The 17,950-nt window shown below is 49.5% G+C and carries 22 protein-coding genes; 10 read left to right on the forward strand and 12 right to left on the reverse strand.

Translation table 11 applies throughout. The annotated features are described in order from the left end of the window. The first annotated feature begins 141 nt into the window (after positions 1-141). Entirely contained in the window at positions 142-1,269 is a 1,128-nt protein-coding gene (locus ACOMHB_RS20965; protein ID WP_448218071.1) for a S1C family serine protease, read from the forward strand. A 7-nt stretch (positions 1,270-1,276) separates the two neighbouring features. On the opposite strand, the gene ACOMHB_RS20970 is transcribed toward ACOMHB_RS20965, so the two are convergent. From ACOMHB_RS20970 to ACOMHB_RS21020, 11 genes are all read right to left on the reverse strand, one after another. Further along, a complete protein-coding gene (locus ACOMHB_RS20970) occupies positions 1,277-1,852 on the reverse strand; it encodes a hypothetical protein (protein WP_422472185.1) in 576 nt (191 codons plus the stop codon). Positions 1,853-1,926: 74 nt separating this feature from the next. Next, a complete protein-coding gene (locus tag ACOMHB_RS20975) occupies positions 1,927-2,670 on the reverse strand; it encodes a TVP38/TMEM64 family protein (protein WP_448218072.1) in 744 nt (247 codons plus the stop codon). Next, a complete protein-coding gene (hisD, locus tag ACOMHB_RS20980) occupies positions 2,636-3,940 on the reverse strand; it encodes a histidinol dehydrogenase (RefSeq protein ID WP_448218073.1) in 1,305 nt (434 codons plus the stop codon). The genes ACOMHB_RS20975 and hisD overlap by 35 nt, the downstream gene beginning before the upstream one ends. Before the next feature lie 78 nt (positions 3,941-4,018). Then, positions 4,019-4,663, reverse strand: a complete 645-nt coding sequence (gene hisG, locus ACOMHB_RS20985; RefSeq protein WP_422138759.1) for an ATP phosphoribosyltransferase — start codon at positions 4,661-4,663, stop codon at positions 4,019-4,021. A 194-nt stretch (positions 4,664-4,857) separates the two neighbouring features. Then, on the reverse strand, positions 4,858-6,120 hold the full coding sequence (gene murA, locus ACOMHB_RS20990) for a UDP-N-acetylglucosamine 1-carboxyvinyltransferase (RefSeq protein WP_448218660.1): 1,263 nt from the start codon (positions 6,118-6,120) through the stop codon (positions 4,858-4,860). Positions 6,121-6,145: 25 nt separating this feature from the next. Continuing rightward, positions 6,146-6,409, reverse strand: a complete 264-nt coding sequence (locus ACOMHB_RS20995; protein ID WP_448218074.1) for a BolA family protein — start codon at positions 6,407-6,409, stop codon at positions 6,146-6,148. A 223-nt stretch (positions 6,410-6,632) separates the two neighbouring features. Then, positions 6,633-6,953 carry an STAS domain-containing protein gene (locus tag ACOMHB_RS21000; protein WP_422135059.1) on the reverse strand — a complete coding sequence of 107 codons (321 nt, stop codon included), beginning with the start codon at positions 6,951-6,953 and terminating at the stop codon, positions 6,633-6,635. 42 nt (positions 6,954-6,995) lie between these two features. Continuing rightward, complete coding sequence (locus ACOMHB_RS21005; protein ID WP_422135060.1) at positions 6,996-7,667, reverse strand: MlaC/ttg2D family ABC transporter substrate-binding protein; 672 nt, start codon at positions 7,665-7,667, stop codon at positions 6,996-6,998. A 47-nt stretch (positions 7,668-7,714) separates the two neighbouring features. Beyond that, on the reverse strand, positions 7,715-8,176 hold the full coding sequence (mlaD, locus tag ACOMHB_RS21010; RefSeq protein WP_422135061.1) for an outer membrane lipid asymmetry maintenance protein MlaD: 462 nt from the start codon (positions 8,174-8,176) through the stop codon (positions 7,715-7,717). Position 8,177: 1 nt separating this feature from the next. Beyond that, positions 8,178-8,972, reverse strand: coding sequence for a lipid asymmetry maintenance ABC transporter permease subunit MlaE (gene mlaE / locus ACOMHB_RS21015; protein ID WP_422135062.1), 795 nt, complete (start codon positions 8,970-8,972; stop codon positions 8,178-8,180). After that, a complete protein-coding gene (locus tag ACOMHB_RS21020) occupies positions 8,969-9,784 on the reverse strand; it encodes an ATP-binding cassette domain-containing protein (protein ID WP_422135063.1) in 816 nt (271 codons plus the stop codon). Before ACOMHB_RS21020 ends, mlaE begins: the two co-directional genes overlap by 4 nt. Before the next feature lie 395 nt (positions 9,785-10,179). Here ACOMHB_RS21020 and ACOMHB_RS21025 point away from each other — a divergent pair, with 395 nt between their 5' ends. The 3 genes from ACOMHB_RS21025 to ACOMHB_RS21035 all read left to right on the forward strand — a co-directional run bounded on the left by ACOMHB_RS21025 (position 10,180) and on the right by ACOMHB_RS21035 (position 12,883). Continuing rightward, positions 10,180-11,130 (forward strand): calcium/sodium antiporter, encoded by a 951-nt coding sequence (locus ACOMHB_RS21025; protein WP_448218075.1) that lies wholly within the window; start codon positions 10,180-10,182, stop codon positions 11,128-11,130. A 245-nt stretch (positions 11,131-11,375) separates the two neighbouring features. Further along, entirely contained in the window at positions 11,376-12,350 is a 975-nt protein-coding gene (locus ACOMHB_RS21030) for a KpsF/GutQ family sugar-phosphate isomerase (RefSeq protein WP_422135065.1), read from the forward strand. Next, positions 12,347-12,883, forward strand: coding sequence for a KdsC family phosphatase (locus ACOMHB_RS21035; RefSeq protein ID WP_448218076.1), 537 nt, complete (start codon positions 12,347-12,349; stop codon positions 12,881-12,883). Before ACOMHB_RS21030 ends, ACOMHB_RS21035 begins: the two co-directional genes overlap by 4 nt. A gap of 170 nt (positions 12,884-13,053) precedes the next feature. Here the strand turns inward: ACOMHB_RS21035 and ACOMHB_RS21040 are convergent, their stop codons facing one another. Next, positions 13,054-13,209: a hypothetical protein gene (locus tag ACOMHB_RS21040; RefSeq protein ID WP_448218077.1), complete on the reverse strand. Its 156-nt coding sequence runs from the start codon at positions 13,207-13,209 to the stop codon at positions 13,054-13,056. Here ACOMHB_RS21040 and lptC point away from each other — a divergent pair. From lptC to ACOMHB_RS21070, 6 genes are all read left to right on the forward strand, one after another. Beyond that, complete coding sequence (gene lptC / locus ACOMHB_RS21045; protein WP_422135066.1) at positions 13,202-13,774, forward strand: LPS export ABC transporter periplasmic protein LptC; 573 nt, start codon at positions 13,202-13,204, stop codon at positions 13,772-13,774. The two genes, ACOMHB_RS21040 and lptC, sit on opposite strands and share 8 nt — an antisense overlap. Beyond that, on the forward strand, positions 13,758-14,345 hold the full coding sequence (gene lptA, locus ACOMHB_RS21050) for a lipopolysaccharide transport periplasmic protein LptA (protein ID WP_422412984.1): 588 nt from the start codon (positions 13,758-13,760) through the stop codon (positions 14,343-14,345). The genes lptC and lptA overlap by 17 nt, the downstream gene beginning before the upstream one ends. A 100-nt stretch (positions 14,346-14,445) precedes the next feature. Beyond that, positions 14,446-15,171 carry an LPS export ABC transporter ATP-binding protein gene (lptB, locus tag ACOMHB_RS21055; RefSeq protein ID WP_422135068.1) on the forward strand — a complete coding sequence of 242 codons (726 nt, stop codon included), beginning with the start codon at positions 14,446-14,448 and terminating at the stop codon, positions 15,169-15,171. 257 nt (positions 15,172-15,428) lie between these two features. Further along, positions 15,429-16,883, forward strand: a complete 1,455-nt coding sequence (locus ACOMHB_RS21060; protein ID WP_448218078.1) for an RNA polymerase factor sigma-54 — start codon at positions 15,429-15,431, stop codon at positions 16,881-16,883. 170 nt (positions 16,884-17,053) lie between these two features. Beyond that, positions 17,054-17,365 (forward strand): ribosome hibernation-promoting factor, HPF/YfiA family, encoded by a 312-nt coding sequence (gene hpf, locus ACOMHB_RS21065; protein WP_422135070.1) that lies wholly within the window; start codon positions 17,054-17,056, stop codon positions 17,363-17,365. A 14-nt stretch (positions 17,366-17,379) separates the two neighbouring features. Continuing rightward, positions 17,380-17,832 carry a PTS sugar transporter subunit IIA gene (locus tag ACOMHB_RS21070; RefSeq protein ID WP_448218079.1) on the forward strand — a complete coding sequence of 151 codons (453 nt, stop codon included), beginning with the start codon at positions 17,380-17,382 and terminating at the stop codon, positions 17,830-17,832. Positions 17,833-17,950 lie beyond the last annotated feature (118 nt).

Here is a 17,950-nt window from a genome sequence, read left to right on the forward strand (position 1 = left end):
CCAGCTTCCCACAAGTTCGGGGGCTATCTATCAGCCACAAAATACAGGTATATTAGAGAATTATACTGCTGGCTTTCGGGCTTCAAGAATTTTTATTTCCAGCAGCAGAAATCTCGGCCCACAATCATTGACAAGCAGATCATGAAAAGACTCCTCAACCAGCTCATCTATCCCGCCCTGTCAGGCCTGATTGTTGCCTTGCTGGTGATGTTGCTTGCTCCGAAATGGCTGGGTCTGCCCCATTTGAGTCTCAGTAATCTGCTCAGCAGAGGCGAACAACTATTGGGCATTGGTGAGGTTTCCTTCAGCTCGGCAGTCAAGGAAGCAGCACCTGCCGTGGTTAACATTGCTACCGCCACACTGATCAATGAATCCAGCCCCTCCAGAATGCCGAAAAGTCCCTTCACAGAAAACAACCTTGGCAGAGCCAAGGTAGAAACCAGCCTCGGCTCCGGAGTCATTATCAGCCCTGATGGCTACCTGCTGACTAATAATCACGTTATTGATGGCGCTGACCGTATTGTGGCTGTGCTGAAAGATGGCAGAGAAGAATCCGCAACCATCGTCGGCAGGGACCCAGAGACGGATCTGGCAGTACTGAAAATTGATTTAAACGATTTACCCAGCCTGGATCTGGCCGATTCTGGCCAGACCGAGGTTGGGGACGTGGTTCTGGCTATAGGTAACCCCTTCGGACTGGGTCAAACAGTCACCATGGGGATTATCAGCGCTACTGGCAGGAATGACCTCAGTCTCAATACTTATGAAGATTTTATTCAAACCGACGCCGCCATCAACGTGGGTAACTCAGGGGGCGCCCTGATCAACGCCCGTGGTGAATTAGTGGGCATTAACACGCTGCTGTTTTCCAGAGGAGGAGGTAATGAAGGCGTTGGCTTTGCGATTCCCTCCAGCATGGCACGATTTGTCACCCAGTCCATCATCAAATACGGTCGTGTTGTGCGAGGCTGGCTGGGCATAGAATCACAGCCACTCACCAGTCGACTGGCGCAAGCGTACGGTGTTGAAAGCAATGTTGGCATTTTGATTTCGGGTGTCTACGACAATGGTCCAGCAGATTTGGCCGGCCTGAAACGTGGAGACATTCTGATGGCCATCAACAACATAAGCACCAATGATGGCAGGAAGGTCATGAATATGGTTGCTCAGGAAGCACCCGGGAGTGAAGTCACCCTACAAATTCTGCGCAACAACCACCCTCTTGAAATGAAGGCGGTTGTCGCGACCCGACCCAATATGGTCAACTGATTCAGGTTTATGACATTAAAGCCAGAAATAAAAAGGAACCAAAAAAACCAGAAAATAAACTCACAGTATGACCCAGCCCCCACCAAAGCCATCCCCTGTAATTGGTGCTGTGACGTTTCAATAATTCCGGGGTTACAGGCTGGAGTCTCGACAGATCTTCTAATAACAGCTGGTTAAACAGTTTGCCTTCAGGACTCTCAAAGCGATCCTCCTTCGTCACTTCTATCTCGACGATCAAAGCCTGCTTTTTATACCCTCTGCCGAGCATGTAATGACTCCAAACCAGCCTGCCATCTGATTTTTTTCGGAGATTTATTCCGAAACCATCAAACTCGCTCAGATGTTCCAGCGGAAAAAACTGTTCCACAAAAGCATCATGATAATACTCGCACCTCAAATCGCATGATGTGGAAAACCAAAGCCACTTTTCATAAGAAGTGGTCTTTTCAACAGTCACACACACTTTTTTTCCAGAAACGTGACAAACGGCTTCTGTTTCAGAATAGCCCAGAGCCCAACTATTGAGACACATTAAAATCAGACATACACTTCCAAGCAGTGGCCGCAGAACAGTCCTACACATAATTGCCCCTCTTTATTCGACTGAGAGTGACAAACATAGCAGTTAGTGAGAAAGCTCATCTGATACTCTTCCTGTTATATCGTCTTTGCCTGTTTTACCGCACGATTCAGTAGAAAGAACAACCCTGCACCAGACAGGACGACCAGCAGCATGACCAACCAGCTTGACTGAGACGCTAATGCTTCACTATTCATCAGGGAAACAATGTCGTAGGTTCCGAGACCCAGCCAGATGGAGAAAAGCGTTCTGGGCAACATGCCAAGGAACCCACCTAGCAGGAAAACCGAAAACGGGACTTTCAATGCGGGCATCAACAGGTTCATTAATGCAAAAGGCAAAACGGGCGAAAGCCTGACCAGAAACATAAGGCTCCAGCCACTGGCATTGAGGGTTTTCAGTGCTTTTTTGACACGCGGGCTGTTTCGAAAGGTATGCATCAGGTGTCCACCATCCAGAAGTGCTCCCGCACAATAGCCCATTACTGAAGCCATCAGATAAGCTGACAACACATAGGGAATAGCATCCCAGCCAAGAAAAAAACCGGCTACCAGTGCCACAAAAGTGCTGGGCGTCAGAGCCAGAGCCATGGTCACAGCACTCAATAGAAAGAAAGGTAACCACTGCCCAACACTGAGGGCTGAAAGGTCAACCTGATACCGGATTAACAGTGAAGCCGCCCAGGAACTGAATAGTAGTGGTGTACAGCTGAGCATAAGCGCAGCTATAACAGGCTTTCTGTTTTTCCTGAAGAGTGATAACAACGACACACCAGAAGTCGATGCTTCATTTCTTGATGCGGTATTCTGCTGAACGGGCATGAGCTGTCAGGGATTCTCCTCTTGCCATTACAGAAGCCACTTTACCTATTTCTGAAGCCCCTTCGGGTGAAAAGTGAATCAGTGAAGAGCGCTTCTGAAAATCGTAAACCCCCAGCGGGGAGGAAAACCGGGCCGTACCGGATGTGGGCAATACATGATTAGGACCGGCACAATAGTCACCCAAGGCTTCGGCCGTATAACGACCCATAAAAATAGCACCGGCATGACGAATATCAGACAACAAAGCCTGAGGATCTTCTACAGACAACTCCAGATGTTCGGGAGCAATTCGGTTGCTGACCTCACAGGCGGCTTTCATATCCGGAACATGGATCATAATGCCTCGGTTATTCACCGATTCTGCAATGATCTTCCTGCGCTCCATGTCAGGCAACAAGCGGCGCATACTTGCTACAACCTGATCAAGAAAAGCCTGATCCGGAGACACCAGAATTGACTGAGCGTCTTCATCGTGCTCAGCTTGTGAAAACAGATCCATGGCTATCCAGTCCGGATCCGTGTGACCATCGCATAGGATCAGGATTTCCGATGGACCTGCGATCATATCAATGCCCACCTGACCAAACACCTCACGCTTGGCGGTGGCGACATAGATATTGCCAGGGCCAACGATCTTGTCGACGCCGGGAACGGTTTCTGTACCGTAGGCTAGAGCAGCCACGGCCTGAGCTCCACCAATGGTGAACACTTTTTTGACGCCAGCAACAGCGGCAGCGGCAAGCACCATGTCATTGACTACACCATCCGGTGTGGGCACCACCATAATAATTTCTTTTACGCCAGCAACATGAGCCGGAATGGCATTCATCATTACGGATGAAGGGTAGGCAGCCTTCCCTCCGGGCACATAGAGACCGACGCGATCCATAGGCAACACTTGTTGTCCAAGCACGGTTCCGTCCTCTTCCTGGTAAGTCCAGGAAGATTGCACCTGTCGCTCGTGATAGCTTCTGATTCTGCTGGCCGCTGTTTGCAGAGCCTGCCTCTGCTCCTGCGGGATGGTTTCCAGCGCTTTCTGAAGTTGCTCTGCTCCCAGAGTAAGATCTGCCATACCGGAAACAGAAAGGCGATCAAAACGATGGGTGAACTCTACCAGAGCCTCGTCACCACGGGAGCGCACTTCGGCGATGATATGCTTAACACGATGCTGAACCTCTTCGTCAGAGACACTATCCCAGGCCAGTAGAAGACCCAGCTGCTCATTAAAATCCCGGTTTCCGTAGCTCAGTTGTACAGGATTCACCGTCATCGTATTACTCCGTCGCACTTTTTATCATAAAAACTTTTCATCCCGGATTGGAACAAAAACGCTCTTCCGTCATGGCAGTTAATGGGTTTGGGCGTCTACAGCAGCTCTCAACTGCTGAATCAGTGCATTAATGGCTTCAAACTTCACTTTCATGGAAGCCTTGTTCACCACTAGCCTGGAGGATACCTGAGTGATCAATTCTCTTGGCTCCAGCCCATTGGCCCTCAAGGTATTACCGGTATCCACGACATCAACAATGATATCTGCCAGGCCCACCAGTGGCGCCAGCTCCATAGAACCGTAGAGTTTGATAACATCGGCCTGACGCCCCTGGGATGCATAGTAGCGTCTGGCAACATTCACAAACTTGGTCGCTACTTTGACCCGACCGGTTGTTGGCTCTTCATGCCCGGTTTTACCAGCAGTCATGAGTTTGCATTGAGCAATTTGCAGGTCCAAAGGCTCATAAAGCTCGGTCGATCCATGCTCCAGCAACACATCTTTTCCAGCCACACCGACGTCCGCAGCGCCGTACTCAACGTAGGTGGGTACGTCACTGGCTCTGACAATCAACAGATTGACGTCTGGATGAGTAGTAGAAATAATCAGCTTCCTGCTCTTGGCAGGGTCTTCAGCTAGTTCAATACCCGCCGCCTTGAGAAGAGGCAGTGTATCTTTGAGTATGCGCCCTTTGGAAAGCGCTATTGTGATCTGACTGGACATCCGGGACAGGCTTCCTTTGCTTTAAGTGGCGTAGTTTACACCAAACAGAAGATAACGTGGGTGTCATACACCCGTGCCGACTGAGGATTTTTATACTTTTATGAGAGAGAAAGATTCAGAACTGATCTAAGAGGCTCAGCAGGGACAAGCTTGAAGCTTGCCCCTGCTACATAGCTGCAATGAACAGAATGCTATCAGGCAGGTACACGCTGAATTTTCGCACCGAGCTGCTGAAGTTTCTCTTCAATACACTCATAACCACGATCAATGTGGTAAATACGTTCCACAACCGTGTCACCTTCAGCAATCAGGCCCGCAATCACCAGACTGGCTGATGCTCTCAGATCAGTCGCCATAACCGGAGCTGCCTTCAGTGAGTCAACCCCCTTAATCACAACGGTATTGCCTTCTACTTTGACGTCAGCTCCCATCCGCTTCATTTCCTGAATGTGCATAAAGCGGTTTTCGAAGACGGTTTCTGTGATGCTGCCTACGCCATCAGAAATCAGGTTCAACGCCGTAAACTGGGCCTGGATATCGGTTGGCATGGCAGGGTAGGGAGCTGTCCTAAGATCAATCGCTTCCGGACGCTTACCTTTCATATCCAGCTCAATCCAATCCTCACCCCATTCTACGGAAGCACCAGCTTCGCGCAATTTAATCAGAATCGCATCCAGCAGATCAGGTTGAGTGTCCTTGAGACGAACGCGGCCTCCGGTTGCAGCTGCCGCGATCAGATAAGTACCGGTTTCAATTCGATCAGGTAGAACGGAATAGGTGCACCCTTTAAGACGCTCAACCCCCTGAACACGTATAACATCGGTACCAGCACCCTCAATTTTGGCCCCCATGGTTTTCAAACATTCTGCCAAATCAACCACTTCCGGCTCACGGGCAGCATTCTCGATAATGGTTTCACCATCGGCCAGACAGGCTGCCATAAGAATGTTTTCAGTTCCGGTTACGGTCACGGTATCCATGAAAATACGGGCACCTTTCAGACGATCCCTGATACTGGCCTTGATATAACCATCTTCAACCAAAATATCAGCACCCATAGCCTGCAGGCCACGAATATGCAGATCCACAGGTCGACTGCCGATGGCACAACCGCCGGGCAAAGAGACTTCAGCACGACCGAACCGGGCCAGCAAAGGCCCCAGAACCAGAATGGAAGCCCGCATGGTTTTTACCAGCTCATAGGGCGCTTTCAGCTGCTTGATGGTGCTGGCATGAACTTCAACGTTCATACGCTCATCGACCATCAGATCGATACCCATGCAGCCAAACAGCTCAAACATGGTAGTGATGTCGTGTAAATGGGGAAGGTTGCAGACAGTAACAGGATCATCCGCCAGCAGGGTGGCTGCCAGAATAGGCAGTGCAGAGTTCTTGGCACCGGAGATACGGATTTCGCCATCCAGACGCGTACCACCAGTGATAATCAGTTTATCCATCATAGTTTCACCTGTGATTCGCTGGTTAGGCCTGACGCTGCGCTTCTGAAGGTGTCTGGGTGATCATGGTCACCGCATGAATGGCACCACTGGAGATCAGTTCATTGAGGTGTTTGTACACCATCTGCTGACGTTTGATAGGCAGGGCCCCTTCAAACTGGTCACTGATAATGGTCAGCCGAAGGTCACACCCTTCTCCTTCTACCAGAACCTCTGAACCCGGGAAACTCTCTTCCAGCAGCGCCTTCACTTCGGTGGCTTGCATGCATTCACCTCTCAAAACAGTCATGAGCCGGAAAGACCGCCTCACGCCTTAAAAGCATAAACACAAAAACACCACCCAACAGCAGTATTTTCATGAAAAAATAACAACCACTCAACAAGCCCGTACTCTTTGTACGTACTCGCGGGCAAATCGATGGATCATATCGGACATTGACTGTACTGACCAGTCCCGAAAGGAGACTGGTAGCGAATAAACAGGCAAAAGGGCGTCACTCACTTGCATTTAATCAGGAAGCAGAAGGGCAAGTGCTTTCCTGCAGAATCGACGCTATTCCACAGACCTTGGCCAGGGCAGCAAGCTCCTCCGGTATGTCAGAAAGGCAGAGATGACCACCTCTACTCTGAGCCAGCCTGATCCAGGACAGGCAAACAGACAGGGTTGAGCTATCCCCTTTATGCAGTTGCCCAAGGCTGACTCTCAGGACGCCTCCGGGAGCTACGTCCTCTTCCAACAGCTTACGCCCCTCACTCTCCACCTCGACAGCATTATCAAAATTGACAATCCCGTTAAGAGAAAACTGTCCCGGTGCCAATCGTTCAAGCTGCATGATTTTGATTCCTGAATGCTCATAGCAAAAAAATGGACAAAACTACTTCTTACTGCTGCCGTCTGCTGAAGCGGACATGATAGCAGCCCAGTTATCTATCACGTAGGATACTTTCTTGTGCTTTTTCATAGCGTCTGCAAACTGGCTCTGGAATTGCTTGGCAATATTGATTCCTTCGATTGTCACGTTACGCAGCTTCCAGCGACCATCAACATGCACCATTGAGTAAAAGATCTCGACCGTGTTGGTGCTGGTACGAACCTTCATCCTGACGGGTATACGGCTGATTTGACCTTCCTGATATTTTTTCAGCAACTCAGGTGAGGTTTTATCCACACTCTCGATAACCAGACTAGTGTCGTCCAGAGACAACAGTGCCTTGCCATAGAAACGGATTAAACTATCCTTGAATACCGACTCAAACTTCTCAACCTGTTCAGGATTGCGATGAGCGTACTTGCCCATGACATAGCGGGCTACCTGGTCAAAAGCCACCACCGGAGATAAAAGACGATCGACTTCCTTGAAAAAACCTTCAGGATCTTTCTGGTACTGCTTCTTGTTCTTATTGAAAGTATCCAGCAACTCGGAGGTAATCTTCCTGACTTCCACTTCCGGGGGCTGCAAAGCGGGCGCAGCATAAGATACACCCATCACCATCAGACAGACCAGGGTCGTCATGAATTGTTGAACAGACTTTACCATTTTCATCATTGATTCCATCATCCTCTACAGGCTTTATATATTGGAGTTAATAGCCTTTAGTCCTTATCGACTGAACCCAGAAGGAATTTGCCAATCAACTCCTCCAGGATAACAGCCGACTGGGTATCCTCGAAGCGACCACCGGGCTTGATGTAGTCAGTATCTCCACCAATGCTGATACCAATGTATTTCTCTCCCAGCAGCCCTGCCGTCACGATAGAGGCAGTGCTGTCGACAGGAATGTTATTTATATGGGAATCGATTTCCATATCAACCTTTGCCATATAGGTCTGCTTGTCGAGCTCAACCTTGGTGACCCTGCCAATGATGACACCGGCCAGGGCTACTTTAGCTCTTGGCTTGAGGGCTCCAGTGTTATCAAACATGGCAGTCACGGTATAGGTTTGCTTGCCGCTTTCCAATGAAAGACCACTGACTTTTAGCGCCAGTACAACCAATGCCAGCATCCCGGCCAACATGAAACCGCCGACACTTATCTCTACCGTTCTCATCCGCATCTTAGAGTTCTCCAAACATGACAGCGGTCAAAATGAAATCCAGCCCCAGAATGGCCAGCGAAGAATAAACAACAGTCCTTGTTGTGGCCCTGCTGACCCCCTCTGAAGTGGGGATGGCATCATATCCTTGGAATACCGCTATCCAGGTCACGACAAAACCAAATACAAGACTTTTGATCAGCCCATTCCCTATATCCGCCGCCAGACTGACCGAAGCCTGCATAGTGGCCCAGAAAGAACCTTCATAAATACCCAGCCAATCCACGCCAACCATCACAGCTCCCAGTATACCGACCAGACTGAAAATGGCGGCCAGCAATGGCATGGAGATCACCCCTGCCCAGAATCGAGGCGCAATGACGCGCTTGAGTGGATCAACCCCGATCATTTCCATACTGGACAGTTGTTCTGTGGTTTTCATCAACCCTATCTCAGCCGTCAGAGCCGAACCTGCTCGTCCAGCAAACAACAAAGCTGTAACTACCGGCCCGAGTTCTCTCAAAAGGCTGAGAGCCACCATCTGCCCCACGGCATCTTCTGAGCCGTATCGTATCAGTATGTTATAGCCCTGCAAGGCCAGCACCATACCAATAAACAGCCCTGACACGGTAACAATAATCAGCGACATGACACCGACACTGTATAACTGCTGAATCAACAAGGAGAATCGGTTACTGAAACCGGCTCGGGAGAAAATAGCCAGTACCAGAAAAATGCCTGCCCGGCCCATGGATTGAATCTGATCCAACCCAAAACGGCCGAGCTGCGATAATCTGTCAAGAATACCTGTGCTCATCCGGTCTCCCCACCCAGCAATACTTCTTTATAATCCGGTGCCGGATAATGGAATGGCACAGGACCATCAGATAGTCCGTTCATAAACTGTTTAACCCGGGAATCATTGGAATTCATAAGACGCTTCGGCTCACCCTGGCCAATAACTTCACCGTCGGCTATCAGGTAGAGGTAGTCGGAGATTGACGCTGTTTCATGAAGATCGTGTGATACCACAATACTGGTAATATTCAGTGCTTCGTTCAACATTCTGATCAATTTTACCAGCACACCCATGGCTATAGGATCCTGCCCTACAAAAGGCTCGTCGTACATCACCATAGCCGGATCCAGTGCAATGGCTCTGGCCAGTGCCACACGACGGTTCATTCCACCTGACAGTTCTGCCGGCATCAACGACCAGGCACCCCTTAGCCCTACCGCCTCCAGCTTCATAAAGACAATATCCCGAATCATCGGCTCAGCCAGTCTGGTATGAATGCGCAGAGGAAAGGCAACATTTTCAAACACCGACAAATCGGTAAAAAGCGCACCACTCTGAAAAAGCATGCCCATCTTACGACGGGTACGAAACAACTCTTCACGGGAGAGCAGATCGAGATTCTGGCCATCCACAAAGATCTGTCCGGAGTCAGGGCGAAGCTGACGTCCGATCAAACGTAATAACGTCGTTTTACCAGTACCCGATGGCCCCATAATACCCACCACCTTTCCTCTGGGAATGGCGATATCAACATTCTTGAAAATCGTTCGATCGCCTCGATGAAACGTCAAACCACGGATCTCAATAAAGTTATCACTTGCCTTTGTCATTGGAAGGCTATTCCTTGTCTATGTGTGGACTGCACTCAGTAGCAACCGCCATCCCCTGGTAGCTTACCACCAACCCGCATCTAATTATGGCGACTTTCAGCTACCTTTTGAACTGTGGGAACGTATCCTTATCAGTATCACTGCATCCAAACAGCTTCTTTACCGGCTTTTTACTATCTTTTCACTATCAACAGACTTAGACTGGGCTTTTTTATCTAGAGTCCGGACTGGCAGAACAATGCTATATGAACCGATCCGTTCCGAGAATGACTGCTCCCTTTCTGATAATGGTTTTTTCACACAATAATGACTGAATAAAATCATCTTGCCGCTTCCAAGGTAAAAAAAAAAGTATCTCAGCCAATCATCCTGAATTAGAGAAGAGAATTTATCCTATGCTCATTGCCCTTGCTGCCATCCTGGTGGGTTTCATTATCCTGACCTGGAGTGCAGACCGTTTTGTTGCCGGTGCCGCTGCTACGGCCAGCAATCTGAACGTCTCAAGAATGTTAATCGGCCTGACAGTGGTCTCCATAGGCACCTCTGCACCTGAAATTCTGGTCTCTCTATCGGCTGCACTGCAAGGATTCCCGGGACTGGCCGTGGGCAATGCCATGGGTTCAAACATCGCCAACATCGGCCTGGTTCTGGGTGTTACTGCCCTGATAGCCCCCCTGCCTGTTAAAGCGGCTCTGACCAAGAGAGAAATTCCCCTTCTGTTGGTGATAACTATTATTTCCGGTCTCTGCATTGCCAATGGTTATCTGGGTCGAATAGATGGTTTGATTCTGCTGGCAGGCCTCGTCATTACCCTTTACCTGATGATTCGCTGGCAGAAACAACACCCGGATGAGGCAGTGGTGGAAGATGAAGACATTCCAGAGCTGTCCTCAGCAAAAGCCTGGTTTATGCTGGGTTCTGGTCTTTTACTGTTGCTGGGCAGCTCACAGCTACTGGTATGGGGGGCCACCGAGATTGCTAAGGCCATGGGCATCAGCGACCTTGTGATCGGGTTGACGATTGTTGCCATTGGCACCAGTCTGCCAGAGCTGGCCGCATCCATCACCAGCGCTCTGAAAGGCCATCATGATATTGCCCTGGGTAATGTGATCGGCTCAAACACGTTTAACCTTCTGGCGGTTCTCTCCATGCCCGGACTGGTAGCTCCCGGAGCACTGGATCAGGCAGTTATCCTGCGGGATTATCCTGTTATGCTGGGCATGACAATATTGTTGGCCCTGGTCTGCGTGATTGGCCGGAAACCTCGACATTTGGGCAGAATGACAGGCATTGCGCTGCTCTCAATATACTTTCTCTATGGTGCCTGGTTATTCATTCAGCACTGACTTTTTCAGGCAGGGCTGACCGGTCAGCCCTGCCTCCCGGGCTTCTCCATTTTAGCCCGTGTTAAGACTATCCTGCACGGCAACTGCTCCTGCATCCATGCGGTCGTGCGGTTGCGATAAGGTCTATAGTATCGGAATCAGGAGGAACTGATCATAGTGCACAGGTTTTAATGCAGAAATCCCGAACTGTTACTGTGGCGAAAGGCACTATAGAATAGCCGTGTCACAACTAATCTGTACGTAATATGACTACTGACGAGCCGTTCATCTCAATTGGTCGCCGCACCGTTACCATGGAACTGGAAGCTGTTCAGAGCCTGATAGACAGGATCGACAGCAGTTTTGCCAGTGCCTGCCGTGTTATGCTTGAATGCCGTGGCCGGATTATTGTCGTTGGCATGGGCAAGTCGGGACATATTGCCCGCAAGCTTGCTGCAACCCTCGCCAGCACCGGCACCCCTGCTTACTTTGTACACCCCGGGGAAGCCAGCCATGGTGATATGGGAATGGTCACCCATGAAGACGTGGTTCTGGCTCTTTCCAATTCTGGCGAAACCAGCGAAGTCATTACTCTATTGCCCCTGCTGAAAAGACTGGGCACCCCCCTGATCAGCATGACCGGCAACCCGAATTCAACACTGGCGAAAGATGCTGAAGCCCATCTCAACACCGGGGTGGAAAAAGAAGCATGTCCTCTGGATCTCGCGCCTACCTCGAGCACGACCACAGCCCTGGTAATGGGCGACGCACTGGCCATTGCCCTGCTGGAAGCCCGCGGGTTTACTGCAGAAGACTTTGCTTTCTCTCACCCTGGTGGCTCTTTAGGTAAACGACTGCTTCTGAAAGTAAAAGACATCATGCACATTGGCAGACGGGTACCAGAAGTTCCCCTGGGCACACCAATGAGCGAAGCCCTGCTGGAAGTTACTCGCAAAGGCCTGGGCATGACCGCCATTGTCGATAACAAACGCCATGTCATTGGCATTTTCACCGATGGTGACCTGCGTCGGGCTCTGGACAAGGGCGTCGACCCCAAATCCACACTGATTGATGAAGTGATGACCAGCCACTGCAAAACCATCCACCCCGAGATTCTTGCGGCTGAAGCCCTGAAGATTATGGATGACCGGAAAATCAATGCTCTGATCTGTGTTGATGATGACAATGAACTGATCGGTGCCATTAATATGCACGACCTACTGAAGGCGGGCGTTGTATGATCAGTTCTTCACTACAATCTGCCGCCGCCAGGGTTCGTTTGGCTGTTTTTGATGTCGATGGTGTTCTCACTGACGGCAAACTGTTGTTTGGTGAGCATGGCGAATCAATGAAAATATTCAATACTCTCGACGGTCATGGCCTGAAAATGCTCAAGCAGTCGGGTGTAAAAACAGCCATCATCACCGGCCGTCGATCCGTATTTGTTGAAAAACGAGCCTCCGACCTGGGCGTAGATTTTCTCTATCAGGGCCGCGAAGACAAGTTTGTCGCTCTGAAAGAATTGCTTCAGGAAGAAGGGCAAGGTCTTAGCCTGGATGAAGTGGCCTACATCGGAGACGATCTGCCAGATCTTCCAGCCATTCGACAGGTTGGTTTTGGCTGCAGCGTTCCTAACGGGCACTACTACGTTCGTGAACACTCACCTGCTATCACTACTAATCGTGGCGGCGAAGGTGCAGCCAGAGAATTTTGTGATTTCATTCTTAAAGCCAAAGGCAAGCTGGATGACATGCTGGCCAGTTACCTGAAATAGAGAGTTAAAATACCCAAAATATCGCTGTGATAGTTTTCCACCATTACAGCGATACCTTTCCATTCAAGCGTTTCTTTGACGACAAGAAAGCACTACCGTTTAACTCTTCTTACGTAAGGCCGACAGCGAGTGTCTAGTATTTGAAAACATTCGTCTGCAGCCCCTGATGATCAAATAAAATCATGGTAAACTGAATTCATTTGCTGCGAAAATGCTGCCGACTGCACAAACCGGGCATCATTTTCCTGAATGGCCTTCTTTTGTCGGTATCTGCCTTTGCAGACTCTGACCAGATTGTGACCCGGAGCCAATGATCTGATGCCCAATCGGAACCTGATAATGATTGCTTTTCTGATGCTGATAATGGTCGGCGTTGGCTATTGGGCTTATGACAGCAAACTCCATGTTGGGGTTCAGAAAAAACAGCCTCTGGTTCGTGAGAACGCTGACTACTATTTCATTGACACCAGGGTCACCCAGTACAACAAAGAGGGCGAACTGGATTACATACTGGTCTCAGACAGTATCACCCATTACCCGCACAATGACACAACGTTGCTGCAAACCCCTCATCTGGAGAATTTCAATACCCCCGGAAAACCCATGGTGGCCGACGCCCTCTATGGCAAACTGTTGCCCGGCAGCGAGGATATAGAGCTCTGGGATGATGTGGTGATGACCCAGACGAACCTCGGCAATGGTAGTAAGGTTCGAATAGACACTGATTTCATGACCATATACTCTGAAAAGGATCTGGCAGTCACTGATCGACCGGTACTGATCACCAACGACACTGGACGTACGCGCGCCATTGGTATGGAGGCTTTCTTCAAGGAGAGTCTGGTTAAACTCAAGTCTAGGGTAAGAGGATTTCATGAGCCAAAGCCATGAACAGGCCAAGCGCCTTGATCCAAATGAGCGGCCAGACAGAAAGAGTCGTCGCAGAGGGGTCGAATATTACCTGATGCTGGGGGCCACGGTTCTGCTTCCAGTCATGGCACAAGCATTGCCATCTGACCGGCAGAAGCCTATTGAGATCGAGTCCAACACCGCCGATATCGATAACAAGAAAGGTGTATCCATCTATAAAGGCAATGTTGTGATGATTCAGGGCACCACCCGAATTACCGGAGACAAGGTGACCATCTATTCCGTCCAGCAGGAAGTTAAAAAAATTGTGGCAGAAGGCGACAAGGAAAGAGCTTACTACGAAGAACAGCAACCTGATGATCAAGGCATTCTGAAAGCCTGGGGTCATACTATCGATTATCAGGTGGCTGGCGATAAGATCCAACTGATCAAACAGGCGCAGTTGACCCAGAAGGGTGATACCTTCACAGGTGAACGTATTGATTATGACCTGACCAAACAGACCGTGAATGCCAAGGGCAGCGAGAACAAAAGCAACCCGGATGGTCGGGTCAAAATGATTTACCAACCCAAACCTGAGAGCAAGCAGTAGTACTAATATCCCATTACACTCACTGCTCAACGACTGAACAGGCTTGAAAGGGCTGCCAGAAAAACGACAGCTAACTTTTAAACAGGAAGACAAACTCCGGATGGCAACGCTTAAGGCAGAACATCTCAGTAAAAGCTACAAAGGCAGACAGGTCGTCAAAGATGTATCTCTGGCTGTCGACAGTGGTCAAATTGTCGGACTTCTTGGCCCCAACGGGGCAGGTAAAACTACCTGCTTCTACATGATTGTAGGTCTCGTAAAAGCAGACGGTGGACAGGTTGACCTTAGTGGCCAGAGTTTAACTCACGAACCTATGCATGGCCGGGCCAGAGCTGGCGTAGGTTATCTGCCACAGGAAGTTTCTATTTTCAGGAAATTGACGGTCACCGATAACCTGCTCTCGATATTGGAAACCCGTTCCGACCTTTCCCGGAAAGATCGCATCGCAAAAATGGAGTCATTGCTGGAAGAGTTTAATATCAATCATATCAGGGACAATCCGGGTATGAGCCTTTCCGGTGGTGAAAAGCGCAGGGTAGAAATTGCCCGAGCTCTTTGCACTGACCCAAAATTTATTCTGCTCGATGAACCCTTTGCCGGTGTTGACCCCATTTCTGTTGGTGACATCAAGGCCATTATCACGCACCTGAAAGCCCGGGACATCGGAGTCCTGATTACCGACCACAATGTCCGGGAGACACTGGATATCTGCGAGAAGGCCTACATTGTCAGCGAAGGCACTATTATTGCCGAGGGTGATAGTCAGACTGTCCTGGCTAATCAAAAGGTTCGTGACGTTTATCTCGGGCATCAGTTCAGTCTCTGATCATCTCTTGACTGGTCTCGCGAAAGAAGCGGGCAAAGATGTTGAGCTGATTTATTTTCATACTCTTGTTCTGAATGTTGCATGGCTGACTTGATGAATCACTTTCCCGAAGCTTCAGATGTGATTATAATCCCAGTGACATGGAGAGTAGCCCAATCAAAATAATGAGCAGACACTGAGATATAACTGTCAGGCGCTGATGGCATCAAATCTGGCACCCTCAGTGCAGACACCGAAGTAAAGGTATACAGTTGCCTATGAAGCCATCCTTACAGCTAAAAATGGGCCAGCAGCTGACCATGACACCTCAGCTGCAGCAGGCCATAAGGCTTCTGCAACTTTCCACTCTGGACCTTCAGCAGGAAATCCAGGAAGTTCTTGAATCCAATCCGATGCTGGAGTCTGAAGAGTCCGTTGAGGAACCACCTGCATCTGGTGATGAAGGGGAACAGCCTGTTGACTTCAATGAAAAAGCAGAACAGCCCCCGGAACCAGAAGAACCCCAGTGGGCTGACAGCATACCCAATGACCTGCCCGTTGACTCCGGATGGGATGATGTCTATTCCAGCCTGCCCGCTGCAACCGATGAAGAACATGATCCTTTTGCCCGCTCCCGGGCCAATGAGTCCCTCCAGGACTATCTGGAATGGCAGTTAAACCTGACTCCCATGACTGACAGAGACAGGCTGATGGGCCTGGCTGTGATCGAAGCCATCAATAATGACGGGTACCTCACTCACTCCCTGGAAGAAATTTATCTCTCGCTACAGGAACAGTTAGAGGAACTGGCGTTTGAAGAACTTCAGGTCATGCAACGACGGATTCTTCACTTTGATCCGGTGGGTTGTGCCAGCGCCAACCTGAAAGAATGTCTCGAAGTTCAACTCAATCAACTGCCACAAGAAACCCACTTCCTGAAAGAAGCACGTCTGCTGATCCAGAATCATCTACAGGCTCTGGGTAGTCGTGACTATGCCCAAATCATGCGGCGTACCCGTCTCAAAGAACATCAACTGAGGGAAGCCCTTAACCTTGTTCAAAGCCTCAACCCGAGGCCCGGATCAGAAATCGGCCAGGCGGACACGGAATACGTCACCCCCGATATTTCGGTCACCAAAGTCAGGGACCGCTGGGCGGTTGAACTGAACTCAGAATCCCTGCCCAGACTTCGCATCAACAACAATTACGCCTCAATGGTGCAACGTGCCAACAACAGTCGTGACAATGTCTTTATGAAGAACCAGCTGCAGGAAGCCCGCTGGTTTCTGAAAAACCTGCAAAGTCGTAACGAAACCTTACTGAAAGTAGCCGGCAAGATTGTTGAATTTCAGAAAGATTTTCTGGAGCAGGGTGAGCAGGCCATGAAGCCCCTGGTGTTGGCAGACATTGCTCAGGCAGTGGATATGCACGAGTCCACTATTTCCAGGGTCACTACACAGAAATACATGCACACTCCAAGAGGCGTGTTTGAGCTGAAATACTTTTTCTCCAGCCATGTCAGCACAGCCACTGGTGGAGAGTGCTCATCAACAGCCATCAGAGCCTTGATTAAAAAACTGGTATCCGATGAAAACCCTAAAAAACCACTGAGTGATAACAAAATCGCCGGCTTGCTGGGGGACCAGGGGATCAAAGTGGCCAGGAGAACCATCGCCAAATATCGTGAATCAATGAATATACCGCCATCGAATGAACGCAAGCAGCTTATCTGAGCCTTCAGCGATTGAGGTAACAAGCCCTTATACCACAAATCGCCCCATAGATTTTTTGTCTCAGAACAGCGCTAACTGTCATTGACAGTGATAGACTTTCAATCAGGGTTGCCCGTACAATCCCGGGGGCAGTCCAATGTCGAGAATCGGGATCAGCAGGAGAGCGTTACATGCAAGTCAACATCAGTGGACATCATGTAGAGGTGACTGAGGCTCTGAAAGATTATGTCACCAAGAAACTCGACCGCCTTGCCGCCCACTTTGATCAGATTACAAACGTTCAGGTCACTCTGAGTGTTGAGAAACTGAAGCACAAAGTGGAAGCGACTCTACATGTTCGTAGGGCGGATATTAATGCAACCGCTGAGGCTGAAGATATGTACGCTGCCATTGATGACATGTCGGACAAACTGGATCGACAACTGGTAAAACACAAAGAGAAAACGCTTGACCGGCTACAGGGTGCCAACGGCCGCCTGTAAGCATCGATCGTTGTATGATTATTGAAAACATTCTAACCCCCGGGCGCACCCTCTGCGATGTGCAGGGGGCCAGCAAAAAGAAAATCCTGGAAATTGTTGCGGAAATCATCAGTGAGCATGTTCCCGCTATCAAAACCAAGGATCTGTTTAACAAGCTGATTAACAGAGAGCGACTCGGTACCACCGGTTTGGGCAAAGGCATAGCCCTGCCTCACTGTCGCTCCAGTGCTTGTCAGCATCCTACCGGACTTCTGATCAAACTGTCTGAACCCATAGATTTTGACTCTGTGGACAAGCAGCCGGTCGATCTGGTGTTCGCACTTATTGTTCCGGAAGAAAATACTCAGGAACATCTCAATATATTGCAGGCTGTCGCTGAGCGTTTTCAATCAGAAGTATTGTTAAGTCAGATGCGAGCGGCAGAAAATTCCGAGGCACTTTACAGCATCATCTGTTCCCCCGTTTAACGACTGTAGATAAAAAATATTTTGCTTGCTGATCTGATAACAGAAGCAGGCAAAATGTTTCTTGCTCAGAAATCCTTTCTTCTTCACTTTTGTCACTACAAAGCCTATTTATCCTTCA

It is taken from the genome of Endozoicomonas sp. 2B-B, assembly GCF_053470045.1.

Coding starts and splice junctions, on each gene's coding strand:
- hpf (WP_422135070.1), top strand. CDS start 17,054: ATGCAAGTCAACATCAGTGGACATCATGTAGAGGTGACTGAGGCTCTG.
- ACOMHB_RS21000 (WP_422135059.1), bottom strand. CDS start 6,953: ATGCAGCTTGAACGATTGGCACCGGGACAGTTTTCTCTTAACGGGATT.
- hisG (WP_422138759.1), bottom strand. CDS start 4,663: ATGTCCAGTCAGATCACAATAGCGCTTTCCAAAGGGCGCATACTCAAA.
- ACOMHB_RS20965 (WP_448218071.1), top strand. CDS start 142: ATGAAAAGACTCCTCAACCAGCTCATCTATCCCGCCCTGTCAGGCCTG.
- ACOMHB_RS21035 (WP_448218076.1), top strand. CDS start 12,347: ATGATCAGTTCTTCACTACAATCTGCCGCCGCCAGGGTTCGTTTGGCT.
- hisD (WP_448218073.1), bottom strand. CDS start 3,940: ATGACGGTGAATCCTGTACAACTGAGCTACGGAAACCGGGATTTTAAT.
- lptB (WP_422135068.1), top strand. CDS start 14,446: ATGGCAACGCTTAAGGCAGAACATCTCAGTAAAAGCTACAAAGGCAGA.
- mlaD (WP_422135061.1), bottom strand. CDS start 8,176: ATGCGGATGAGAACGGTAGAGATAAGTGTCGGCGGTTTCATGTTGGCC.
- mlaE (WP_422135062.1), bottom strand. CDS start 8,972: ATGAGCACAGGTATTCTTGACAGATTATCGCAGCTCGGCCGTTTTGGG.
- ACOMHB_RS20995 (WP_448218074.1), bottom strand. CDS start 6,409: ATGACTGTTTTGAGAGGTGAATGCATGCAAGCCACCGAAGTGAAGGCG.
- ACOMHB_RS20975 (WP_448218072.1), bottom strand. CDS start 2,670: ATGCCCGTTCAGCAGAATACCGCATCAAGAAATGAAGCATCGACTTCT.
- ACOMHB_RS21005 (WP_422135060.1), bottom strand. CDS start 7,667: ATGATGAAAATGGTAAAGTCTGTTCAACAATTCATGACGACCCTGGTC.
- ACOMHB_RS21020 (WP_422135063.1), bottom strand. CDS start 9,784: ATGACAAAGGCAAGTGATAACTTTATTGAGATCCGTGGTTTGACGTTT.
- lptC (WP_422135066.1), top strand. CDS start 13,202: ATGCCCAATCGGAACCTGATAATGATTGCTTTTCTGATGCTGATAATG.
- murA (WP_448218660.1), bottom strand. CDS start 6,120: ATGGATAAACTGATTATCACTGGTGGTACGCGTCTGGATGGCGAAATC.
- ACOMHB_RS21060 (WP_448218078.1), top strand. CDS start 15,429: ATGAAGCCATCCTTACAGCTAAAAATGGGCCAGCAGCTGACCATGACA.
- ACOMHB_RS20970 (WP_422472185.1), bottom strand. CDS start 1,852: ATGTGTAGGACTGTTCTGCGGCCACTGCTTGGAAGTGTATGTCTGATT.
- lptA (WP_422412984.1), top strand. CDS start 13,758: ATGAGCCAAAGCCATGAACAGGCCAAGCGCCTTGATCCAAATGAGCGG.
- ACOMHB_RS21030 (WP_422135065.1), top strand. CDS start 11,376: ATGACTACTGACGAGCCGTTCATCTCAATTGGTCGCCGCACCGTTACC.
- ACOMHB_RS21070 (WP_448218079.1), top strand. CDS start 17,380: ATGATTATTGAAAACATTCTAACCCCCGGGCGCACCCTCTGCGATGTG.
- ACOMHB_RS21025 (WP_448218075.1), top strand. CDS start 10,180: ATGCTCATTGCCCTTGCTGCCATCCTGGTGGGTTTCATTATCCTGACC.